Below are 17365 nucleotides of genomic sequence, written 5' to 3' on the forward strand. Positions count from 1 at the left end.
TCGGCGGCACCGCTGACCCGGCGGGCCGGGCCCCACATCGGGCACAATGGGTGGGGTGCCGGTGGAGATGACCCGCGAGCGCTTCGAGGAGTTGGTCGGCGAGGCCCTCGACGAGGTGCCCGAAGAGCTGCTCGGCCTGATGAACAACGTGGTGATCCTCGTCGAGGACGACCCGCCGCCGGGCGAGCACGACCTGCTCGGCCTCTACGAGGGCCATGCCCTCACCAGCCGTGGCTGGGACTACTCCGGCGTGCTGCCGGACCGGATCTTCATCTACCGACATCCGATCCTGCGGATCTGCGACAACGACGACGATGTCGTCGACGAGGTGGCGGTGACGGTGGTCCACGAGATCGCCCACCACTTCGGCATCGACGACGAACGGCTGCACGCACTCGGCTGGGGCTGAGTTCCGGGTCGGCGGTCGCCGCGTCATCCCTGCCGTGGTTGCCCCCTTCACCTACCGTCGGTGCAGCGACCGCGAACCCTGTCAGGAGGCACCTTTCATGCGCAGCGAGCTGTTCTCCTCGGAGAACCTGGAGAAGGAGTCCGCGCAGCCCGGCATGCGGCTGCAGAACTCCAAGATGTTGAAGATCGAGCTCAACGGCGAGGCGATGGCCCGGGTCGGCTCGATGGTCGCCTACCAGGGGAACGTGCAGTTCCAGGCGCTGGGCTCGGGCGGGCTCGGCAAGTTCCTCAAGCAGAAGCTCACCGGCGAGGGTGTCCCGCTGATGAAGGTCTCCGGCCAGGGGGACGTCTTCCTCGCCGAGTTGGCCAAGGACGTGCACGTCATCGACCTGGAGCCGGGTGACGCCCTCTCCATCAACGGCTCCAGCGTGCTCGCCTTCGACTCGACCCTCCAGTACGACATCAGGATGGTCGGCGGCGCCGGGATGGCCTCCTCGTCGGGCCTGTTCAACTGCGTGTTCAGCGGCCACGGACGGATCGCCATCACCACCAAGGGCACTCCGGTGGTGCTCAACGTGGACGCTCCGACGTACGTGGACCCGCAGGCCGCGGTGTGCTGGTCGGCCAACCTCCAGACCGGCTACCACCGGGCCGAGCAACTGGGCCTCGGCACGCTGCTGGGTCGACGCACCGGTGAGTCGTTCACGATGAGCTTCGCCGGCCAGGGCTTCGTGGTGGTGCAGCCGTCCGAGGAGCCGCCGGTCATGGGCAGCGGCCAACAGCAGCAGGAGGGCGGTCTGCTCGGCGGGCTGCTGAGCTGACCGACGAGGCGGGGGCGCTCCCCGGGTTCGGGGGGCGCCCGGCCCGATCAGGTCAACTCGCCGGTGCGCAGCCGAGCCAGCCAGGCCGCCGCGTCCGCGTAGTCGACGTCGGAGAGGCCCGCCGGCGCGGGCACCGGCCGTTCGCCCGCCGTCTCGGCCCAGCGGTGCCGGGGGTACGACCCCAGGAAGCGGACGTCGGCGCAGACCCGACGCAGCCCCTGCAACGCCTCGCCCAGGCGTACGTCGGCCACGTGGCCGGTGCAGTCGAGGAAGAAGACGTACCGGCCCAGGGCCTCGCCGGTCGGGCGGGACTCGATCCGGGTCAGGTTGACCCCGCGCACGGCCAGCTCCATGAGCACCGACAGCAGGGCGCCGACCCGGTCGTGGGCGATGTAGACAGCGAGCGAGGTGAGGTCGTCGCCGGTGGGCGGCGGAGGCGGCCCCGGCCGGGACACCAGCGCGAAACGGGTCACCGCGTCGGGATGGTCGGCGATCTTGTCGGCGAGGACCGCGAGCCGGTGCCGGGTCGCCCCGATCGGCGCGCAGATCGCCGCGTCATACTCGCCGGACCCGGCGCCGGCGGCAGCCGCGCCGTTGGAGAGCACGTCGACCACCACGCTGTCGGGCAGGTGGTCTCGCAGCCAGCCCCGACACTGGGTGGACGCCTGCGGGTGGGCCGCCACGGTGCGGATCGAGGTCAACGAGGTGCCGGGTCGGGCGCCGAGCACGAACTCCACCGGCAGGATCACCTCCCGGGTGATCACCAGCGGCTCGCCCTCGGCCATCTCGTCCAGGGTGACGCCCACCGCGCCGCCGATCGAGTTCTCCAACGGCACCAGAGCGGCGTCGGCATCCCCGGCCCGGACACTGTCCAGTGCCTCCCCGACGCTGCGGGCGGGCGTACGGGTGCCGCGCTCGGCGGCGGGCACGGAGCGCAGGGCCTGCTCGGCGAAGGTCCCCTCCGGCCCGAGGTAGACGAAACGTGTCGGCGGTGTTCCCGGCATGCCGATCAGCCTACGCACCCGGCCGGGTGGCCGGACCGGCCTCACAGGCCAGGGCGCGGATTCCGGGCGGCCCGGCGGCGCGTACCTCGATGGTGCAGACGTCAGTGCCGGCGGTGACCAGCGTCGGTGCGCTCGGCTGGCCCCGGGTGACCACCTGGAGTTCCTCGTGCCCGGTCACCTCCAGCACGGTGAACTGCCAGTCGGCGGCGCAGAGTGGGCCGGTGCGGACCTGGACCCGGACGTTGGCCGGGAGCACGCCCGCCCGGCCACGGAGCAACTGCACGACCCGCTGCCCGGTGGGCCCGTTCCGGCAGGCCGTCGCGACCGCCCCGGCGTCGGCGGAGGGCGTGATCGCGGCGCTTGGCGGTGCGGTCACCGGCGGGGTGGTGGGGGCGATGCTCGGGCCGGGCGTCGGCGGAGCCCCGCTGCCGGTGGGCATGGCGGTGGGGGTCCGCACCCCGGGAGGGGCACCACAGCCGGACAGTGCGGCGGCGGCCAACACCGCGAGCGTGACCGCGATGGTCCGGGCGGCTGGGCGACTGGCCGTCCGGCCGCGTGGGACGTGGATCGTCGCCTGCGACGGGGGAGACGCGGGGCGGGGCGGGGTGAACGGCACGGGCCGGTCCTCGTGGACATCGGAGAATTCGTCACGGCCGGGGTGGCCGAGCCCATCGTAGGGTGAGCGGCCTTCCGGGTGAAGCTCAGCCGGTGACGCGGTGCCCGGCGCGCTGGAGCGCGGCGATGCCCTCGGTCAGCCTGACGGCCGGCACCAACAGGTAGTCGGTGTCGAAGGTGGAGAACGTGACCACGCTGACCCGCGCCTCGGCCAGCGGGTCGACGAGCGCGGCCAGGCTGCCGGTGCCGCTCAGCTCCATCGGCGCGGTGACCCGTAGACAGCGCCAGACGGTCTCCACCACGGCCTGCGCGGGAGCCCGGTCGGTCGGACAGATCACGGAGATCCCGTCGGAGGTCCAGCTCACCGTGACGACGTCGGTGTCACGAAGGTCGTTCGACATCGCATCCGGCACTGGGGTGCCGGCGGCCAGCCGGCACACAGCGTATTCCCCGGGCAGTAGAGCGATATCGAGCATGAGGGCACCTTACGGCCTGCGCGGGGGCTCGCCCGGGGAACGCCGCGTGCGGCGAACGACACACTCCGCCGCAGGTCAGACCTCGGAGAAGAAGGTGAGCGAGCCTGCGACGGCGCCATCGGTGAGGACCGGAGTCGAGATCGCGTCGACCGTCGCGTCGGAGCTGTTTGCCGAAGCGGCCTGCACTCGGAGTAACCCACGAGCGAGTCGACCGGACGAGAGCGCCAGCAGGGGCGGGATCTTGTCGATCTCGGCCTCGGTCAGCACGCCCCGGTTGGCGGTGAAGTCGAGCAGGCGCAGACCCCCGTCGAGCAGCGGTCGCCCGATCAGACCGCCGGGCTCGCCCAGACAGAGCAGTTCGCAGCCGGCCGTGGAGATCGCCACCACCCTCGTGTCGGCGTCGATCAACAGGCACGGCTCATCGGCCCGGGACACCGTCGAGGACCATTGGCCGACGTTGCCGGACTCCGGCTCTGTCGACGCTCGGGCCGCCGGCACGAACGCTTCCGAGAGCGAAAGTTCGACGTGGGCCACCGCGCCTCCTATGTGCACCGATCGACTGTCCACGCTAGCGGGTCGCCGACGGAATCACCGAGCGCACCGGGTCACCGGGCCGCGCAGGCTGAACCGACGCGACTGGTGACGGCGCGGAGACCGGTGAGGTGGACGGGGGGACCGGAGCCGCGTGGCGTCGCCGGTGACGTTACCGGCGGTGGGCCGGCTTGTCAGCGGCCGTTCGGCCCTCGTCGTACCACCGGTAGTCGGCGGTTGGACGGTACGTGCCGTTCAACCAGGTGCTGGGGTGCTGCGCGACCCGGGACAGCTTCTCGGCCGTGGCCGGGCTGATCCGGCTGCCACCAGCGACGAGGAGCCGGTCCAGCTCCCGGTGGGTGGCCATCAGGCAGTCCTTCGGAAGGCCGTAGACACTGATGACGCCGGAGCCGACGAAGGTCAGCACCGGCGTCACCGGGACGGGCAGCCCCACCGCGTCGGAGAGGGCCTTGCTGGCCCGCTTGGCGTCGCGGCGGGATTCGGCCACGTACGGTGGCCTCTTGCCGTTGATCTGCACGACGTCGCCGGCGACGAGCACCCTCGCGCGGCCGTGGTCGGCGATGGTCACGGCGAAGAGGCCGCTCGGGCCGATGGCGAGGAACCCGGCGCGGTCGTCCTGACCGCGGTCGAGGACGTCCGTCACGTCTGTGCGTGGCCACTCGATGACGTGCCAGGCGGGGCCGAGGTGGTCGAGCTGGCCCAGTGCCCGCGCCCCGGCCGCCTCCAGGCGACGTGCGCCCCGCTCAGCCCGACGTCGACGGGCCCATTCGAGGGGTGTCGGACGGACTGGTTCGAGAACCCCCGGCGACTCGACGCGGGGGTGTGGCACCGCGACGGGCGGCAGTGCCCGAGCGGACGGTACGGCTCGTCGTGCGGGAAAGACAGTCATCGTCGACCTCCGGCAAAAGGTCCCTCGAAGTTATGTCCTCACTACCCTACGTTGTCACTCCCGGTGTTCGGCAAGCCGGAGCGCCGGAATGACTGTGGATGAATGCCATATTCATCCACAGTTCTTTTGTCGGATGCCGCCAAACCCTGCCCTACGCTGCGGGAGTGACCCACTACGTCGACAGCGAAGTCGGCCGGCTCGGCACCGTACTGCTGCACCGGCCCGGCCCCGAACTGGCCCGGCTCACCCCGCGCAACAACGACTCGCTCCTGTTCGACGCGATCCCCTGGGTCGGACGCGCCCAGGAGGAGCACGACGCGTTCGCCGCCGCCCTGCGCGAGCGCGGGGTCGAGGTGCTCTACCTGGCCACCCTGCTGGCCGAGACCCTCGCCGTGGCGGACGCCCGCGCCGAGCTCACCGAACAGGTGCTGCGTTCCCGGCGACTCGGCGACACCCTGCGGGCCCGCGTGGCGGACCACCTCTCCTACCTGGACCCGGCGGCCCTGGCCGACGTGCTCACCGCCGGGCTGGCCCACGAGGAGCTGCGGATCAGCTCGGAGCGGCCGGGCGGGCTGGTCTACACCCTGATGAACAGGCATGACTTCGTCATCGACCCGTTGCCCAACCTGTTGTTCACCCGCGACTCGTCGCTCTGGATCGGCGATCGGGTCGGCGTCACCAGTCTGGCCATGCCCGCCCGTCGCCGCGAGACCACCCTGACCGACGCCATCTACCGTCACCACCCACGCTTCGCCGGCACCCAGTTCGTCTACCGCCCGAACCTCGAACACCTGGAGGGCGGCGACGTGCTGCTGCTCGCGCCCGGGGTGCTGGCGGTGGGCGTGGGCGAGCGGACCACGCCCGCCGGCGCCGAACGCCTCGGCCGGCAGGTGTTCGCCGCCGGCCTGGCCCACACCATCCTGGTGGTGCCGATCGCGCAGAAACGCGCCACCATGCACCTCGACACCGTCTGCACGATGGTCGACGTGGACGCCGTCCTGATGTACCCCAACATCGCGAGCGCGCTGTCCGCGTACACGGTCATCGCCGGGGCGGACGGTGCGGACCCGCGGGTGGACGGGCCGGCGCCGTTCCTGCGTGCCGCCGCCGACGCGATGGACCTCGACGTGCTCCGGGTCATCGACACCGGGCTGGACCCGGTCACCGCGGAACGCGAGCAGTGGGACGACGGCAACAACACCCTCGCCCTGGCGCCCCGGCTCTGTGTGGGCTACGAGCGCAACACCGAGACCAACGCCCAGTTGGAGCGGGCCGGCATCGAGGTGATCCCGATCGCCGGCTCCGAGTTGGGCTCCGGCCGGGGCGGCCCGCGCTGCATGTCCTGCCCGATCACCCGCGAGCCGCTGCGGGGAAGGGCGCCCTCGTCGTGATGGCGCCCTTCCCGCGGCTCAGCGCAGGGTGAGCTGGCGGCCGAGCAGACCCTGGCGGGCGCGCCGGCCGGCGGCGTCCAGCGGGCCGTCGGCGGCCAACGCCTCCGCGTAGCGCTTGGCGAACTGCGCCACCGGGTCCTCCCATTCCGCCGCGGGAGTCTCCTCCGGCAGGTCCCACACCGGGACCAGACGGCCGTGCGCGCGGAACATGCCGGCGAACTTGGTCTGCTCGCCGAGGGTCAGCGAGCCGGCCGCGCCAAGACGGGCCAACGCGTCCAGAGCGGCGTCCTCGTCGTCCGGCAACACCCAGCGCACGTGCGCCTTGTCCGGGACCTGGCACCAGTACGCGGCCTTCGCCGCGGTCATCCGTACCGTCGGGTAGATGGCCGCGTTCGCCCGCTCCAGGGACGCCTGGACGGTCGGGTCGTCGCCGGCCCCGGGGTCGAGCCAGAACTCGAAACCCTCGTGCATGCTGATGTCCAGTGGACCGTCCACGAGGATGTCCTGCAGGCGTGGGCCGGGGCCGGGCAGCGGCGGAACGGACACCTGGCCGCCCGGCTCGGTCCGCAGCGCGCAGAGCAGCGCGTCGGCCAGGTCCCGGGAGACGTCGCCGGACTGCTGGTGGCGCTGAAGACCGATGAGCACCCGGCCGTCCGGCTTGGTGATCGCCGGCGCGGCCATCGGCAGCACCGTGGCGAGCGTCGCCGACCGGTCGCCGAACTCCTCGACCAGGGCGGGTGCCAGTCGCAGCGGCGCGGAGGCCGCCGGCACCAGTTCGCGTAGGGCGATCCACTCGGGCTCGTCGACCAACCCGTCGAACGGACGCGGCACGAAGATGTCCCGCACCTTGTCCTTGCGGAGGGCGGTGTCGGTCGTGGTGCGCTGGCTCTTTCGACGCTTGCTCACGGCGTCACAGCCTAGAGGCCCGACCGGGTCGCCGTGGGCCGGACCCACCCAACCTCAGCCCGTCGATCAGCGAAGTCGCCACCACCCGGGGCGGTGACCTCGCAGCCCGGAGGCTCAGCCCGCCGACACCAGGTCGGGTCGGGGCGCCGGCACCGGATCGAACTCCGCCCAGACACGCTGGCCCATTCCGTCCCGCTCGACCCCCCAGCGGGTCGACAGACCGGCCACGATGTGCAGCCCACGGCCGTCCGCCGCGTCGGGGCCGGCCGTCCGGATCCGTGGCCCGGTGCTCGCGCCACCGTCGGTGACCCGCAACTCGATCAGCGCGCCCTCGGCCGAGGGCCGTAGCCGCCACGCGACCCGGATGACTCCGCCGGGCAGCGGCCGAGCGTGCCGCACCGCGTTGCCCACCAGCTCCGCGAGCACCGCGATGAGATCCGCGAGGAGCATCGAGGGTACGACGTCCGCCAGCTCGTCAGAGAGCCGGTGCCGGGCCAGCCGTGCCCCGGCCGGATGGTGGGGAACCACCACGCACCACGCCCGATCCGTCACTGCCGCTGCCACCGTCGCCTCCACGTCGCGCCACCTCGGTCAACAGCGGGGTAACCGCACCTCTGCGACCGTACCGCCGCCGGCCCTCGGACGTAGGGATACCCATCCATTCTGTTGTTCAACGATCCGGCGGACCAGATAGAGGCCGAGCCCTGCCCCCGGATAGCCGCGTCGGTCGCCGGACTCGCCCTGCCAGAACCTGTCGAACGCGCGCTCCACGTGCTCCGGTCGGATGCCGATGCCCTGGTCGCTGACCCGGAACGCCACCAGTTGACCGTCGACCGACGCGGTGACCTCGATCGGGGAGTCCGGTGCGGAGTACTTGCCGGCGTTGGTCGTCAACTCGGTCAACACCGTGGCCAGGCTGGGCCGGTGACCGAGCGCCTTGGGAAGGTCGTTCGGGAGGAGGAGCACCAGCCGCCGGCGCAACTCCGCCGGCAGGTCGACGACGGCGCAGCGCAACGCCTCGCCGAGGTCGAACGGCGTCGCGGGCTCGTCTCCGGGCCCCGCCTCGGCCGCCGAGGAGAGGAGACGGTCGACCAGTCGGGCCAGTTCGTTGGCCCGCTGCCCGATCACCCGGGCGGCCTGCCGGCGGTCCACCTCGGTCAGTGACTCCCAGTGGTCGGTGAGCGTGTCCGCGTACCCCTTGATCACGGTGACCGGCGTCCGCAGCTCGTGGCTGGTCACGGCGACGAACAGATCCCGGTCGTGGTCGCGTTGCTGCTGGTCGGTGATGTCGCGGAAGGTGACCACCCGGAGCGTGCCCGGGCCGGGCAGCTCGCCGGAGGTGATCCGCAGCCAGCGGCCGTCCGGCATCCGGTGATCCCGCACCTGACCGGAGGGCGGCAGCGGGAACGGCAGGGGGCGGCTCAGTGCCTGCTCGGCCGACCGGCCGGTGACCTGGGCGGCGGCCGGGTTCCACAGTCGGACGTGCCCGTCCCGGTCGACGACGGCCAGCCCGTCGGCGAGCGCCGCCACGACCGGGCCGTCACCGTGCACCGGCAGGCCGCTCTGGTCGCCGTACATGTGCGCGACGCAGGACGCCAGGTAGGCGACCACCCCCTGCTGCTCGATGTCCGGTTCGTCGTCACCCGGGTAGAGCGCGTGCAGGCTGCCCACCGTGTGGCCGCCGATCTCGGCCCGGGCGACCACCATCCAGCGCAGTTCGCTGCCGCTCAACTCGGCGGCCAGTTTGCCGTTGAGGTGCCCCACCCGCACCTGGCGTGCTCGTGGCCCGGCGAGCAGGCAAACGGTGTCCGGATCGTCGACGGCCAGTGGCCGGCCGAGGGCCCACTCCGCGGCACCGGTCGCGGAGATCACGCGACCGCCGGTCGGGCCGAACTCGACGAACGCCATACCTGTCGCACCGAGAGCGGGCTGGGCCACCCGGAGAAGCTGGGTGAGGACCGGCAGGCCCGCGTCCCCAGAATTGATCATCTCGATCACGACGGTGTGGCCGCCGAGGAGAGCGGGAAAATCGATACGCTCCGGCATGTGCCGAGTCTGCCCGGTCGACCTGGATTTGGGCACCCCCGCCGGCTCAGCGGCCCAACCGGGCGAGGGTGTGTGCCGGCCGGTCCGTGATGATCCCGTCCACCCCGGCGGACAGCACCAGCTCCAGGTCGGTCGGTTCGTTGACCGTCCAGACGTACACCTGGTTGCCGGCCGCGCGCAGTGCGGGCAGCAGTTGGGGCCGGCCCCGGACCAGACCGATGCCCGGCCCGGCGATCCGGGTACCGAACGGGAGCCGCCCCAACCGCAGCCACCGGGGCACCACCTCCAGCAACAGCACTGTGGGCAGCGTCGGGGCCAGCTCGCGGACCCGGCGGACCGCCAGCGGTGAGAACGACATGACGGTGACCTGCACCGGGTCGTCCGGTGTCGGGTCGGCCAGCCCGTACCGGCGCAGCATGGCGACCAGTCGTCGTTCCACGTTCGAGCCGTAGCGGGAAGGGTGCTTCGTCTCCACCAGCAGCCGGACCGGTCGCCCGGCGTCGAGCACGGCGTCCAGCAGCCGGGCCAGGGTCAGCAACCGGGTGTGCGAATCGTCCGGCGGCAGGTCGCCGCCCGGTGCGCTGCCCGGATGCCACGAGCCGAAGTCCAGCGCGTCCAGCTCGGCGAGGGTACGCGCGCTGACCAGACCGCGACCGTTGCTGGTGCGGTCGAGTCGCCGGTCGTGTACGCAGACCAGGTGCCCGTCCCGGGTCAGCCGGACGTCGCACTCCAGCCCGTCGGCGCCCTCGTCGAGGGCGCGCAGGTATGCGGCGAGGGTGTGCTCGGGCAGGTCGAACGAGGCGCCGCGGTGCGCGAAGACCAGTGGGCCGCCCATTCCGTCCGCCCTCAGATGACCTGGCCGGGCTGCCCGTTCGCGTCGACCACCGGGCGACCGACCGCAGCCCACTGGCGCATCCCACCGTCGGCGTTACGCACCTGCCCCCAGCCGTTGTTGACCAGGTAGGCGACGACCTGGGCCGAGCGCCCGCCGGAGCGGCAGATGACCGCCACGTCCCGGTCGGTGGGCACCTCGGCCAACCTCGCCGGCAGCTCCATCATCGGCAGGTGGTGGGCTGTCGGAGCGTGGCCTGCGGCCCACTCGTCGGCCTCCCGCACATCCAGCAGGTAGGTCTCGTCGTCGATCTCGGTCACGGGCACGGTGGGAACCTGGGGTCCGAACACAGGAAGCAACACTAGATCCTCGTCGGCCGGTTCGGCACCGACCGGGCCGTCGCCACCGTCACAACCGGGTCACCCAGCGCGGGTTGGCCTGCGCCCAGGCCGGCACCCGAGTGCCCCGAACCGCCTCGAAGAGCCCGTTGCCCCCGTTGTCCAGTACCACGTAGGAGACCTCGTCGATGGTCTGTGGTGACGACGGAACCTGGACGCCGCGCATCCCGTCGGGCGGCAGCGCGCGCAGCGCGAGGAGCAGGTCCTCCAGGGGTACGCCGTTGGTGTCGACGGTCAACGACCCGCCGACCGCGCGCAGCACCTGGTCGAACTTGACCGGGTTGCTGCGCAGGTCCGCTCTGCCGGCGCTGTCCAGCATCGCCCGGAGCAGTTGTTGCTGGTGGTGCTGCCGGTCGTAGTCGCCACCGGGCAGGTCGTAGCGTTGCCGTACGTAGTCCAGCGCCTGCGCCCCGTCCATGCGCTGACAGCCGGTGGGGAAGACCCGGTTGGTGTGGATCGAGCGGACCTCGGTGTCCACGCACATGTCCACCCCGCCGAGCAGGTCGATGACCTTGCGGAAGCCGGAGAAGTCGATCAGCGCGGCACCGTCGAACCGGATGCCGGTGAGCCGGTGCAGGGTGGCGGAGAGGAGTCGGGCGCCGGCCTGCCCGCCGCCGCCGTGCTCGTACGCCGCATTGATCTTGTCCTGGCCGCCGCCGAAGCCGTTCCCGGGCGGGATGGCGACCAGCAGGTCCCGGGGGATGGAGACCAGGTACGCCTCCCGCTGCCCGGCGGGTACGTGCACGATCAGGATGGTGTCGGAGCGTTGGTCCGGCCCACTGTCACCGGGGCGGCGGTCGGAGCCGACCAGGAGGTAGTTGAGGGGCCCGTCCAGGTCGGTGCGGTCGGTGCGGGCGTCGGCGTCGAGCAGTTGCTCCTTGGTCACCGTGCGGTCGTACCGGTTGCTCAGTGTCGTGAGCCCGACCAGGGCGAGCCCGGCCAGCAGGACGAGGGCCAGGCCGATGCCGAGCATGATCCGCGAACCCCGGGCGCGGCGCGCTCGGGCGGGCGGGGCCGTTCCGGCCCGGCCCGCCGTGTTCCGCCCCCACCTGGACGTGACCGCCTCCCCGCAGCCGCACGTGAAACCTGCTCACGTCGAGGCTACGGGCGGTGACGACGCCGTCGCTGGCTTTCCGCGACTCCCGGTCGTCACTTGCGGGTGGAGATCACCTCGGGGTGGGTGAAGACGAACTCGGCGAGTTTGTCCTGCTTGACGGCCTGGAACATCGCCATCGTCTCTTCACTCAGACCCTCGGTGTTGTTGCCGTTGGCGTGGAAGGTGCCGCCGTTGGTCTTGAGCATGGTCAGCTCGTTCGCGGTGACCCCGCGCATGGTGAAGATGAAGTTCTCGATCGCCACGCCGCCGGTGTCCAGCACGAACGCCTTGCCGGCCGCCTTGATCAGCTGGTTCATCTTGCCCGGGTTGGTCAACATCCCGCCGTCGGTGGCCTTCTTGGCCATCGCCTTGATCAGCTGCTGCTGGTTGGCCTGCCGGTCGTAGTCGCCGTTCTTGAGGGACTTGCGCTGCCGGGAGTAGTCGAGCGCGGCCCACCCCTCCATCTCCTGGCAACCCTTCTTGTGCACCACCGGGGTCCGCGGCTTGCCGGTCTTCTTGGCGTCCGCGTTCCACATCGGCTTGCCGTCGACGTACGACATGTGCAGCGACTTGACCTCCTGGCTGACGCAGATGCGCACCGTGCCCAGGGTGTCGATGACGTTCTTGAAACCGCCGAAGTTGATGATCGCCGCGCCGTCGAAGCTGATCCCGGTGAGCCGCTTGATGGTCTGCGCCATCAGCTGCGCGCCACCCTCCCAGCCACCACCGTTGGCGGCACCGGCCTGGAAAGCGCCATTGATCTTTCCGGTGCCGCCGGCGTAGCCGCTCTTCTTGAACGGAGGGATCTGCGCCTCGGTGTCCCGAGGGATCGAGATCAGGTACGCCTGGTCATGGGTGGCGGGGATGTGCAGGATGATGATGCTGTCCGAGCGCACGTCGTCGGCCGCCCAGCGCTCCCGGGCGTCCACGCCGAGCAGCAGCATGTCGATCGGCCCGTCGAGGCTCGCCCCGCCCTCGGCGTCGGACTTGCCGGCGTCGCCCAGCAGGTTACGTTGCGCGATGTCCCCGGTTGCCTGGCCGATCAGCACCTTGCCGCCGACGATGCCCACGCCGCTGCCGAGCATCAGCACCGCCCCGAACACCAACGTCAGCCGGGCCCACAGAGGGTCCTTGCGTTTGGTCCGCTTCTTCGCCGACCCGCCGCCACCGGCAGGGCCGCCACCGCCGACGCCGGGCGGCCGAGCACCCGGCCCGCTGCCCGAGGGGCGTGCCTGCACGGGTATGGCTGCGGCAGCACGGCCGCTGGGCGCGGCGGACCCGGGGGACGAAGGGCGACGACTGGCCTGAACCGGCATGCGTGCTCCAGCTCGTGATCAGGAGGGGGCGGCACCACTGTACGGACATCAATTCGACTTTGCGAGTTCAGCTCGGGTCAATCCGGACGTCAACTTGCCTGGACTCGGTCGATCGTCGCCACTGGATGAGCCGAACGGCGGGCAGGCCGTCAGCCGCGGGTCCGCCGCCCCGGTCAGCCGCCGTCGTTGCTCTTCGGCGGGTTGGCCTTGACCCAGTCCGCCATCGTGTCGGCCGACATGGCCCGGTACATGGCGAGCGCCTTCTCCCGGTCCGAGACCACCACCGACTCGCCGTTGATCGTGTCGCTGCCCGAGTTCGGGCTGGTCACGAAGGTGAGATTCTCACCGCGCAGGTTGCGGAACTGCAGCGCCATGTCTGTAACCGAGAAACCCTGGTCCACGGTTACGGCCTTGGTCACCGACTGGAGGAAATCGTTGAGCTTCTTCGGGTTCGCCAGCGTGCCGCTGCTCGCCGCCTTGTCCATCAGCGCCCGCAGGAACTCCTGCTGGTGCCGCATCCGGGCGAAGTCCCCGTCCGGGAACTGCTTACGCTGCCGGATCCAGTCCAGCGCCTCCGCGCCGTCCATGTGGTTCGTGCCCTTGGTGAACGTCCGGTAGGGCTTGTGGATCGAGGTGACGGTCCGTTCCACCTTCAGGTCCACCCCGCCGAGAGCGTCGGTGACCTCCTTGAACCCGCCGAAGTCGATCGCCATCACGTGGTCGATCCGAACGTCGCTGAAGCACTCCACGGTGCGTACCGCCAGCGGGAGACCGCCGAACGCGAACGCTGCGTTGATCTTCGCGCGGCTGCCGGAGTCGCAGGCCGCGCCCGCGCTCTCCGGGATCGGCACGTACAGGTCGCGCGGGATGGAGACCAGGTAGGCCTCCTGGTGGTCGGCCGGAATGTGCATCACGATGATCGTGTCGGCACGCCACTGGCTCTTCGTGTCGACCGGGGCGTCCGGGTCCCGTGAGTCGCTGCCGACCAGCAGGATGTTCAGCGCGCCGTCGACGGCCTTGACCGGGCGGCCACCGGTGATCTCCGCGAACGGGTCGGTGCGCGCCAGGTCGCCGTTGAGGTTGCGGGCGTAGAGCCAGGCCCCGACGCCGCCGAGCAACGCCAGCACCAGCACCGCGACCCCCGCCACGAGGGCGATCCGGCCCCAGCGTGGGCGTGGGCCACGCCGCCCCGACCCACCGGCGCCGCCGGGGCCGCCGGGGCCTCTCGGCCCTGCCGGGCCGCCCGACCTGGGCCCCTCCTCGTCGTACGACGGGTAGAAGCGTGCCTCGGTGGGACGGGCGCGCCCGGAGGCGCCCCGATCGGGGCCGGGCACCGACGCGCGCCCGGCGCTGCGGTGCAGGGACGGATACGGGACGCCGGCAGACGAAGTCGCGGACATGTAACTCAGGGTACGTAGCGGGAGCCAGTGCCGCCTTCAGGCGACACTCAGCGGCAGGCGGTACGCAACGAACCGGCTACCCTAGCCGCGCCCGGAAGTACTCGATCGTGCGTCGCAGGCCGTCTTCGGGCGCAACCGTCGGCTCGTAACCCAGTAGTTCGCGGGCCAGTGTGAGATCGGGGCGACGCATCTCCGGATCGTCCGAGCTGCGCGTGACGTAGATCACCTCGGAGTTGCTGCCGGAGAGCGACACGATCAACTCGGCGAGTTGCCGCATCGACAACTCGTGCTCGGTGCCGCAGTTGACCGGACCCGTCTCGGTCGAGTCGAGCAGCAGCAGGATGCCGCGCACCAGGTCCTCGACGAAGCAGATCGAGCGGGTCTGGTTGCCGGTGCCGTGCACGGTGATCGGCTCACCGCGCAGCGCCTGGGAGACGAACGTGGGGATGGCGCGGCCGTCGTCCGGGCGCATCCGGGGGCCGTACGTGTTGAAGATCCGGACGATCGCCGCGTCGAGGCCGCGGTAGCGGTGGTACGCCATCGTCGCGGCCTCGGAGAAGCGCTTCGCCTCGTCGTAGACGCTGCGGACCCCGATCGGGTTGACGTTGCCCCAGTAGGTCTCCCGCTGCGGGTGCTCCTTCGGGTCCCCGTACGCCTCGGAGGTGGAGGCCATCAGGAACCGGGCACCGTCGGCGACCGCGCGCTCCAGCAGGTGCAGGGTGCCCACCGAGCCGACCCGGAGGATCTCCACCGGCAGGTGGGCGAAGTCGGTGGGGCTGGCCGGCGAGGCCATGTGCAGGATCGCGTCGAAACGCTCGGCCATCGCCGGGTGGTGCGTCGGCAGGCCGTCGGAGATGTCCGCCTCGACGAGCGTGAAGGTGGGCCGGTCCAGCAGGTGGGCCACGTTCTCCTTCGAGCCGGTCACGAAGTTGTCCAGCGCCACCACCGTGCAACCGCGACCGATCAGGACGTCCACCAGGTGTGACGGGACGAAGCCGGCTCCACCGGTGACGAGGACGCGGTGACCGGACCCGAAGCGCTCAACAACCTTCATGCCGATCAGCCTACCGACCACGGATACGGCGACGGGCTCTCGCCGACGCCAGGCGTCGGCGAGAGCCCGTCCAGAGCGTCAGTGGGCGCCCGAGCCGGTGAGGGCGCGCACCTCCAGCTCCGCGTACTTGTCCTCGTCGTGCTCCTTGGAGATGACGGTGCCGATCCACCCGCACAGGAAGCCGAACGGGATGGACAGGATGCCCGGGTTGGACAACGGGAACCACTGCCAGTCGTGGTCCGGGAACATCGAGGTCGCGGCGCCGGAGACCACTGGCGAGAAGAACACCAGCAGCACGGCCGAGAGCAGACCGCCGTAGATCGCCCACACCGCGCCGGAGGTGTTGAACCGCCGCCAGAACAGGCTGTAGAGGATCGCCGGCAGGTTGCCCGAGGCGGCGACCGCGAAGGCGAGTGCCACCAGGAACGCCACGTTGAGGTTCTGCGCGTAGATCGACAAGGCGATCGACACCGCGCCGATGACCAGGGCGGAGATCCGGGCGACCCGCACCTCCTGCCGCTCCGACGCCTCACCCTTCTTCAACACGTTGGCGTAGAAGTCGTGCGCCAGGCTGGACGACGAGGCCAGCGTCAACCCGGCGACCACCGCGAGGATGGTGGCGAAGGCGACCGCCGCGATGATCGCCAGCATGGCCGCCCCGCCCAGTTCGCCGCCGAAGAAGCTGATGCCCAACGCTTCGGCCAACTGCGGCGCGGCGGTGTTGCCGGCCTTGTCCTGCGCGGTGATCGCCTGGCTGCCGACCAGCGCCGCCGCACCGAAGCCGAGGGCCAGGGTGAGCAGGTAGAAGGTGCCGATGATGCCGATCGCCCAGAGCACGCTCTTACGGGCCGCCTTGGCGGTGGGCACCGTGTAGAAGCGGATCAGGATGTGCGGCAGGCCGGCGGTGCCGAGCACCAGGGCGATGCCCAGGGACAGCAGGTCCACCTTGTTGTAGAAGGTCTGCGTCGAGTTGCCGGCGACCTCGACGCCGTACCGCAACCCGGGTTCGAGGAACGCGCTGCCCTTGCCGGATGCGGCGGCCGCCTGGCCGAGCAGCTCCGACAGGTTGAAGTTGAACTTCGCCAGCACCAGGATGGTCATCAGGAGCGCGCCGCCCATGAGCAGGAACGCCTTGACGATCTGCACGTAGGTGGTGCCCTTCATGCCACCCACGGTGACGTAGATGATCATCAGGGTGCCGACCATGATGATGGTGGCCACCTTCGCGGTGTCCGCGTCCATGCCGAGGAAGGTCGTCCCCGGCCGGATGCCGAGCAGCAGCGCGACCAGCGCGCCGGCACCCACCATCTGCGCCAGCAGGTAGAAGATCGACACCGTGATGGTGGAGACCGCCGCCGCCGTACGCACCGGACGCTGACGCATCCGGAAGGCCAGCACGTCCGCCATCGTGTACCGGCCGGAGTTGCGCAGCAGCTCGGCGACCAGCAGCAGGGCCACCAGCCAGGCGACCAGGAAGCCGATCGAGTACAGGAAGCCGTCGTAGCCGTAGAGGGCGATGATGCCGGCGATACCGAGGAACGAGGCGGCCGACATGTAGTCGCCGCCGATCGCCATGCCGTTCTGGAAGCCGGAGAAGGACCGGCCGCCCGCGTAGAAGTCGGTGGCCGTCTTGGTCTGCCGGCTGGCCCAGATCGTGATGGCCAGGGTCACCGCCACGAAGACCAGGAAGAGTGTGATGGTCAGGTTGCGGGCGGTGTGGTTGCCCGCCTCCGCCGCCAGGAACGTCTCAACCGCGTGGACCGTGCTCATGGGTCACCTCCCCGATCTCGGCGCGGATCCGGTCCGCGATGGGGTCGATCTTCCGATCCGCGTACCGGGAGTAGAACCAGGCGATCAGGAACGTGGAGACGAACTGGAGCAGGCCGAAGACCAGCGCGACGTTGATGTTGCTGCCGAACAGCTTCGTGCCCATGAAGTCCCGGGCGTACGCGGAGAGAATGACGTAGAGCGCATACCACAGGAAGAACGCGACGGTCATCGGGAAGACGAAGCCGCGCAGCGCACGCCGCAGCCCGGCGAACTCGTCCGACCGTTGTACGGTCAGGTACTTGTCCGACTGGGAAGCGGCCGAAGCGGGTGTGTCCGTGGACATCTGTGGATCACCACCTTCACAGGCGTCAGAGGAGTTTCGCGCACGGTA

General features: G+C 70.8%; 19 protein-coding genes. 3 read left to right on the top strand and 16 right to left on the bottom strand.

Features of this window, described 5'->3' with window-relative positions:
- Positions 1 to 61 precede the first annotated feature (61 nt).
- Both GA0070612_RS06520 and GA0070612_RS06525 read left to right on the top strand, forming a co-directional pair.
- Positions 62 to 409 carry a metallopeptidase family protein gene (locus tag GA0070612_RS06520; protein WP_197699411.1) on the top strand — a complete coding sequence of 116 codons (348 nt, stop codon included), beginning with the start codon at positions 62 to 64 and terminating at the stop codon, positions 407 to 409.
- Positions 410 to 506: 97 nt separating this feature from the next.
- Positions 507 to 1229 (top strand): AIM24 family protein, encoded by a 723-nt coding sequence (locus GA0070612_RS06525; protein WP_088987105.1) that lies wholly within the window; start codon positions 507 to 509, stop codon positions 1227 to 1229.
- A 47-nt stretch (positions 1230 to 1276) separates the two neighbouring features.
- Here the strand turns inward: GA0070612_RS06525 and pheA are convergent, their stop codons facing one another.
- From pheA to GA0070612_RS06550, 5 genes are all read right to left on the bottom strand, one after another.
- Positions 1277 to 2233, bottom strand: a complete 957-nt coding sequence (pheA, locus tag GA0070612_RS06530) for a prephenate dehydratase (RefSeq protein ID WP_088991308.1) — start codon at positions 2231 to 2233, stop codon at positions 1277 to 1279.
- Positions 2234 to 2243: 10 nt separating this feature from the next.
- A complete protein-coding gene (locus GA0070612_RS06535; protein ID WP_088991309.1) occupies positions 2244 to 2753 on the bottom strand; it encodes a hypothetical protein in 510 nt (169 codons plus the stop codon).
- Positions 2754 to 2934: 181 nt separating this feature from the next.
- Positions 2935 to 3324, bottom strand: a complete 390-nt coding sequence (locus GA0070612_RS06540; RefSeq protein WP_088987106.1) for an ACT domain-containing protein — start codon at positions 3322 to 3324, stop codon at positions 2935 to 2937.
- 75 nt (positions 3325 to 3399) lie between these two features.
- Complete coding sequence (locus GA0070612_RS06545) at positions 3400 to 3858, bottom strand: hypothetical protein (protein WP_088987107.1); 459 nt, start codon at positions 3856 to 3858, stop codon at positions 3400 to 3402.
- A gap of 169 nt (positions 3859 to 4027) precedes the next feature.
- Complete coding sequence (locus tag GA0070612_RS06550) at positions 4028 to 4765, bottom strand: hypothetical protein (RefSeq protein WP_088987108.1); 738 nt, start codon at positions 4763 to 4765, stop codon at positions 4028 to 4030.
- A 164-nt stretch (positions 4766 to 4929) separates the two neighbouring features.
- Here GA0070612_RS06550 and GA0070612_RS06555 point away from each other — a divergent pair, with 164 nt between their 5' ends.
- Positions 4930 to 6156, top strand: coding sequence for an arginine deiminase (locus tag GA0070612_RS06555; protein WP_088987109.1), 1227 nt, complete (start codon positions 4930 to 4932; stop codon positions 6154 to 6156).
- 18 nt (positions 6157 to 6174) lie between these two features.
- On the opposite strand, the gene GA0070612_RS06560 is transcribed toward GA0070612_RS06555, so the two are convergent.
- From GA0070612_RS06560 to GA0070612_RS06610, 11 genes are all read right to left on the bottom strand, one after another.
- Positions 6175 to 7062, bottom strand: coding sequence for a DUF5926 family protein (locus GA0070612_RS06560; RefSeq protein ID WP_088991310.1), 888 nt, complete (start codon positions 7060 to 7062; stop codon positions 6175 to 6177).
- Between the two features lie 114 nt (positions 7063 to 7176).
- Positions 7177 to 7593: an ATP-binding protein gene (locus tag GA0070612_RS06565; protein ID WP_088987110.1), complete on the bottom strand. Its 417-nt coding sequence runs from the start codon at positions 7591 to 7593 to the stop codon at positions 7177 to 7179.
- Between the two features lie 60 nt (positions 7594 to 7653).
- Entirely contained in the window at positions 7654 to 9108 is a 1455-nt protein-coding gene (locus GA0070612_RS06570) for a PAS domain-containing sensor histidine kinase (RefSeq protein WP_088987111.1), read from the bottom strand.
- Positions 9109 to 9154: 46 nt separating this feature from the next.
- Positions 9155 to 9943 carry a glycerophosphodiester phosphodiesterase gene (locus GA0070612_RS06575; protein WP_088987112.1) on the bottom strand — a complete coding sequence of 263 codons (789 nt, stop codon included), beginning with the start codon at positions 9941 to 9943 and terminating at the stop codon, positions 9155 to 9157.
- Positions 9944 to 9954: 11 nt separating this feature from the next.
- The gene (locus tag GA0070612_RS06580) at positions 9955 to 10290 is read right to left on the bottom strand and encodes a rhodanese-like domain-containing protein (protein ID WP_088987113.1); all 336 of its coding nucleotides are present in this window, start codon (positions 10288 to 10290) and stop codon (positions 9955 to 9957) included.
- 58 nt (positions 10291 to 10348) lie between these two features.
- Positions 10349 to 11311, bottom strand: coding sequence for an LCP family protein (locus GA0070612_RS06585; protein WP_088987114.1), 963 nt, complete (start codon positions 11309 to 11311; stop codon positions 10349 to 10351).
- 176 nt (positions 11312 to 11487) lie between these two features.
- Positions 11488 to 12750: an LCP family protein gene (locus tag GA0070612_RS06590; protein WP_088987115.1), complete on the bottom strand. Its 1263-nt coding sequence runs from the start codon at positions 12748 to 12750 to the stop codon at positions 11488 to 11490.
- Positions 12751 to 12923: 173 nt separating this feature from the next.
- Positions 12924 to 14150, bottom strand: a complete 1227-nt coding sequence (locus GA0070612_RS06595; RefSeq protein ID WP_088987116.1) for an LCP family protein — start codon at positions 14148 to 14150, stop codon at positions 12924 to 12926.
- 76 nt (positions 14151 to 14226) lie between these two features.
- Positions 14227 to 15204 (bottom strand): NAD-dependent epimerase/dehydratase family protein, encoded by a 978-nt coding sequence (locus GA0070612_RS06600; protein WP_088991311.1) that lies wholly within the window; start codon positions 15202 to 15204, stop codon positions 14227 to 14229.
- Between the two features lie 78 nt (positions 15205 to 15282).
- Positions 15283 to 16974 (bottom strand): solute symporter family protein, encoded by a 1692-nt coding sequence (locus tag GA0070612_RS06605; protein ID WP_088987117.1) that lies wholly within the window; start codon positions 16972 to 16974, stop codon positions 15283 to 15285.
- Complete coding sequence (locus GA0070612_RS06610) at positions 16952 to 17317, bottom strand: DUF485 domain-containing protein (protein WP_088987118.1); 366 nt, start codon at positions 17315 to 17317, stop codon at positions 16952 to 16954. The genes GA0070612_RS06605 and GA0070612_RS06610 overlap by 23 nt, the downstream gene beginning before the upstream one ends.
- Positions 17318 to 17365: the final 48 nt, after the last annotated feature.

Origin of the sequence: Micromonospora chokoriensis (assembly GCF_900091505.1) — a bacterium.
In the GTDB taxonomy this organism is placed as follows: Bacteria; Actinomycetota; Actinomycetes; order Mycobacteriales; family Micromonosporaceae; genus Micromonospora; species Micromonospora chokoriensis.